The organism is Streptomyces sp. NRRL F-5755, assembly GCF_001279365.1.
GTDB lineage: Bacteria > Actinomycetota > Actinomycetes > Streptomycetales > Streptomycetaceae > Streptomyces > Streptomyces rimosus.
Genome location: NZ_LGCW01000105.1, coordinates 1 through 5,161 on the forward strand (window position 1 = coordinate 1; position 5,161 = coordinate 5,161).

Below are 5,161 nucleotides of genomic sequence, written 5' to 3' on the forward strand. Positions count from 1 at the left end.
GGGGGGTGAGGTAGCCGGAGAGGATCTTGGGGGTGGGGGTGGTGGGGGTGGGGATGTCGGGGGCGGTGGGGGTGTCGTATTCTGTGGGGGCGCTGTCAGCGGGGCTACTGTCAGCGGCTTTGGTGTCCTGCGCCGGTACGGGTGTCGAGTTCCGCTCTGTTCCTGCGGCTGTGGTCGCCGCTGTATCTGTCGTTGCGCCCGTCGTTGCGCCCGTCGTCGTGTCCGTTGTTGTGTCCGCGGCTGTTGCTGTGGCTGTTGCTGTGGCGCCGACTCCGGCGAGGACCGGTTCGGGCGTTGGTACGGGGGTCGGCTCGGGCGTCGGCTCGGACGCCGCCCCGGGCGCCGCGGTCGGGTCTCCGTCCGCCGCCTGGCCCGTTCCTGGGTTCGTCGGCTGGTCCGCCGCCTGGTCCGCCGTCCGGCTCGTCCCGTAACCGGCCGCCCGCTCCTTCCTGCGGTCCGATATGTCCACCAGCGCCACCGTCGCCAGCGCCGTCACCACCGAGCCGATCGCCACGGCCACGAAGAACATCGGCACTCCGCCGACCGCGCCGAGCACCGCCACGATCGGGCCGCCGTGCGGCACCGCGTCCGTCACCCCGGCCATGCCCGCGACCGCACCGGCCACCGCGCCGCCCAGCATGTTCGCCGGGATGACCTGCGCGGGCCGCGCCGCCGCGAACGGGATCGCGCCTTCCGATATGCCGAACAGGCCCATGAACAGCGACGCCATGCCGGTCTCCCGCTCCTGGTCGGAGTACAGGCGCCGGCGGATCAGCGTGGCCAGGCCCTGGCCGAGCGGCATCACCGGGATCGCGGCGGCGCACATGCCCATGACCGTCTGGTTGCCGGTCGCGATCAGCCCTGTGCCGAAGAGGAACGCCGTCTTGTTGACCGGCCCGCCCATGTCGAACGCGATCATCAGGCCGAGGACCGCGCCGAGCACGATCGCACTGGTGCCCGTCATCCCGCTGAGCCAGTCCGTCAGGTGCGTGAAGACCCAGGAGATCGGTTTGCCGAGGACGTAGATGAAGAACAGCCCGAGCACCGCCGTCGCGACGATCGGGATCACGATGATCGGCATGATCGGCCGGACGAACCGCGGCACCCGGACCTTCTTGATCCACATCACCAGGTACCCGGCCAGGAAGCCGGTCACGATCGCCCCGATGAACCCGGCGCCCGCCTCGGAGCCGTACAGCTCACCGGTGTTGGCTATCCAGCCGCCGATCATGCCCGGCACCAGCGCGGGCCGGTCCCCGATCGCGTACGCGATATAGCCGGACAGGATCGGCACCATGAGCTGGAAGCCGATGGTGCCGATGTCGTTGACGTGCGCCCAGAACGTACCCTCCGGGATCACCAGCCCCTTCGCCGTCGGGTGCCCGCCGACCGCCAGCGACAGCGCCAGCAGCAGCCCGCCGACCACGACGAACGGGATCATGTAGCTGACCCCGTTCATCAGCGCCTTGTACGCGAGACTGCGCTCCTTGCCCCGCCGTGCGGCACCGGCCGGGCCGCCGGAACCGACCGCGTCGCCCGATCCGGCCCGCCCGGAGCCGCCCCTCCCGGAACCGGCGCCATCCGAACCCGCCCGGCCCGTACCGGCCCCATCCGAACCGGCGGCAGCCGTACCCCCGGCGCCGGAACCGCCCGCGCCGCCCGCGTACCCGTCCCCGCCTCCGTCCCCGTCCGCGCCGTACACCGGCGCGCTCCGCACCCGTTCGATCAGTTCCTCGGGGCGGCGGATGCCCTCGGCCACGCCCACCACCAGCAGGCGCTTGCCGACGAAGCGCGCCGGGTCGACATCCTTGTCCGCCGCGATGATGATCCCGTCGGCGTCTCTGACATCGTTGTCAGACAAGACGTTCTCGGCACCGATCGACCCTTGTGTCTCCACCTTCATCGCATGGCCGAGCGACTCCGCGGCCTGGCTCAGTTTCTCGGCGGCCATGTACGTATGGGCTATGCCGGTCGGGCAGGCGGTCACTGCGAGCAGCTTCAGCCCTCGCCCGCCCGTCCCCGCGCCCTCGCGGGGATCGGCTGGACTGGTGGTCACGTGGTTCTCCTAACGGCCGTGCGCGCGGGGTGACGTGCGAGTGTCCATGCGCTGTCCGCATCCTGCAATACGAACGGACGGGTGCACAGTGCCGAAGGCCACTCCGGTCCCGGCCGGCGCCCCGCCACCTGCGTGCCCGCGCCGGCCGGCGGTCCGCGCGCCCGTCCGCACGCGTACGAAGTCCTCGGGCGGGCTGGGGTTCCCCGGGGCGATCGGTGTAGATTCGTGACCAGTGCCAGACGTCGCTGCTGATGGCGGTCGGGCGGCCCGTCCCGCGGGCCGGCCGAGGGAGAGAGGGCCTCCGACGGACTGCGCTGCGGCCGGGGGAGAGGTGTGTCCGCCCACGCGGTACCGCCCGTACGACGTGCACGGCCCGCACGGCGACGTGCACGGCCGGTACGGCACGAGGTATCGCCGGTACGACCTGAGGCGCTGCCCGTACGGCACGCCGCCTCGGACGGTGTGCTGCGTACGCGGTACATCCGCCCGCGCGAAGCGCCGGGCGGTAACGTCGCCACCTGCCCGCGCCGCAGACTGCCAGCCGACCACCCTCGACCCCGGGAGCAACCCGAATGTCGACCGCAGCCAACAGCCAGGACTTCAAGGTCGCCGACCTGTCCCTCGCCGCCTTCGGCCGCAAGGAGATCACCCTCGCCGAGCACGAGATGCCCGGCCTGATGGCGATCCGCAAGGAGTACGCCGCCGCACAGCCGCTGGCCGGCGCCCGCGTCACCGGCTCGCTGCACATGACCGTGCAGACCGCCGTGCTGATCGAGACCCTCACCGCGCTCGGCGCCGAGGTCCGCTGGGCCTCCTGCAACATCTTCTCCACCCAGGACCACGCCGCGGCCGCCATCGCGGTCGGCCCGAACGGTACCCCCGAGAACCCGCAGGGCGTCCCGGTCTTCGCCTGGAAGGGCGAGACGCTCGAAGAGTACTGGTGGTGCACGGAGCAGGCGCTGACCTGGCCGAACTCGCCCACCGGCGGCCCGAACATGATCCTGGACGACGGCGGCGACGCCACGCTCCTGGTCCACAAGGGCGTCGAGTACGAGAAGGCCGGCAAGGCCCCCGCCGTCGAGACCGCGGAGAACGACGAGCACCGCGCGATCCTGGAGCTCCTCAACCGCACCCTCGCCGAGAACCCGCAGAAGTGGACCAAGCTGGCGTCGGAGATCCGCGGCGTCACCGAGGAGACCACCACCGGCGTGCACCGCCTCTACGAGATGCAGCGCGACGGCGTGCTGCTCTTCCCGGCGATCAACGTGAACGACGCCGTGACCAAGTCGAAGTTCGACAACAAGTACGGCTGCCGGCACTCCCTGATCGACGGCATCAACCGCGCCACCGACACCCTCATCGGCGGCAAGACCGCCGTCGTCTGCGGCTACGGCGACGTCGGCAAGGGCTGCGCCGAGTCGCTGCGCGGCCAGGGCGCCCGCGTCATCATCACCGAGATCGACCCGATCTGCGCCCTCCAGGCCGCGATGGACGGCTACCAGGTCACCACCCTGGACGAGGTCGTCGAGACCGCCGACATCTTCATCACCACGACGGGCAACAAGGACATCATCATGGCCTCCGACATGGCCAAGATGAAGCACCAGGCGATCGTCGGCAACATCGGCCACTTCGACAACGAGATCGACATGGCCGGCCTCGCCGCCATCGACGGCATCGTCAAGGACGAGGTCAAGCCGCAGGTCCACACCTGGACCTTCCCCGACGGCAAGGTCCTGATCGTGCTGTCCGAGGGCCGCCTGCTCAACCTGGGCAACGCGACCGGCCACCCCTCCTTCGTGATGTCCAACTCCTTCGCGGACCAGACCCTGGCCCAGATCGAGCTGTTCACCAAGCCGGCGGAGTACCCGACCGACGTCTACGTCCTGCCCAAGCACCTGGACGAGAAGGTCGCCCGCCTCCACCTCGACGCCCTCGGCGTCAAGCTCACGACCCTCCGCCCCGAGCAGGCCGCCTACATCGGCGTCACCGTCGAGGGCCCGTACAAGCCCGACCACTACCGTTACTGATCCCCGCGCACCCGGTGCCCGGCCCGCCGCTGCGCACACCGGGCACCACCACCGGCAGCCGGTGATCCAGGCCCCCGCCCAGCACCACGGCGGGGGCCTGACCCGTACCACCGGACCCGACCAAGGACCCCCATGCCCCGCGGCCGATACTCCCTTTACGACCCGCACGACCACACCCCCCTCGGCGAAGAACACTTCCACTGCGCCACCGGCCCCTCCGGCTGGCGTTACGTCTCCCAGCTCACCACCCCCTCCGGAGACCACGCGGGCTCCGTCGACCTCACCCTCGACGACCTCGGCCGCCCCATCCGTCTCGAACTCCACGCCGGCGACTGGCAGGTCCGCGGCGCCGCCCTGGAAGGCGTCACCTGGGTCCGTACCGACCCGACCGGCACCCACGCCACCGAAGGCAACGTCCCCGCCCACGCCTTCACCGGCGCGTCCCCCGCCTTCCTCGTCGCCACCGCCCGGCTGCTGCGCCCCGCCCCCGGCGCCGGAGCCGTCCGCACCCGCCTCGTGGCCTTCACACCCCCCGTCCTCGCGCCCCGCACCCTCGACCAGTCCTGGGCCTTGGTGAACAGGACAGCACACCCCACTGACAACGGCCCGCTGACGGCGGACGAATACCAGGTCAATGACCTGGAGACCGGCGAACAGCACGCCGTGCACATCGCCGGCGACGTCGTCCTGGCCGCCCCCGGCATCGAACTCGAAGACCTCGAAACCCCGCCCTCGACCTTTCCCTGACCGACCGCCGCGCGGGCCGGCCGCGCTTTTCAGACGGGCGGCGCGAAACCCGAACGACGCTTGTCGCCGCCCGCTTGGCGGGCCGTGGAGGGGGAGTTCTCGGAACCGGCTCCGGTGTGATGTCCGGTCTCGGCTCCGCCCCCGTCGCCGCCTTCGTTGCCGCCCGTCGCCGGGACGGGCGCGGTAGCAACGGTCGGCTCGACGGACCCGGCCGGAGCCCCCGGGACCGCTGGTGCCCCGCCCTGCACGCCCCCGGCTCCGGCCCCGCCCCCGAACGCTGAACCAGCCCCGTACGCATTGCCCCCGGCCTGCCCCCAAGCCTGAGCCC

3 protein-coding genes are annotated in these 5,161 nt (G+C 71.4%); 2 read left to right on the forward strand and 1 reads right to left on the reverse strand.

What is annotated here, in order from left to right; translation table 11 throughout:
• A partial coding sequence (locus ADK86_RS44445; RefSeq protein WP_420718845.1) for a PTS fructose transporter subunit IIC occupies positions 1-2,056 on the reverse strand: 2,056 nt, incomplete at its 3' end.
• Between the two features lie 572 nt (positions 2,057-2,628).
• Here ADK86_RS44445 and ahcY point away from each other — a divergent pair.
• Both ahcY and ADK86_RS12925 read left to right on the forward strand, forming a co-directional pair.
• The gene (gene ahcY / locus ADK86_RS12920) at positions 2,629-4,086 is read left to right on the forward strand and encodes an adenosylhomocysteinase (RefSeq protein ID WP_053696723.1); all 1,458 of its coding nucleotides are present in this window, start codon (positions 2,629-2,631) and stop codon (positions 4,084-4,086) included.
• A 132-nt stretch (positions 4,087-4,218) separates the two neighbouring features.
• Positions 4,219-4,833, forward strand: a complete 615-nt coding sequence (locus tag ADK86_RS12925; RefSeq protein WP_053696724.1) for a hypothetical protein — start codon at positions 4,219-4,221, stop codon at positions 4,831-4,833.
• Positions 4,834-5,161: the final 328 nt, after the last annotated feature.

Coding starts and splice junctions, on each gene's coding strand:
- ADK86_RS12925 (WP_053696724.1), top strand. CDS start 4,219: ATGCCCCGCGGCCGATACTCCCTTTACGACCCGCACGACCACACCCCC.
- ahcY (WP_053696723.1), top strand. CDS start 2,629: ATGTCGACCGCAGCCAACAGCCAGGACTTCAAGGTCGCCGACCTGTCC.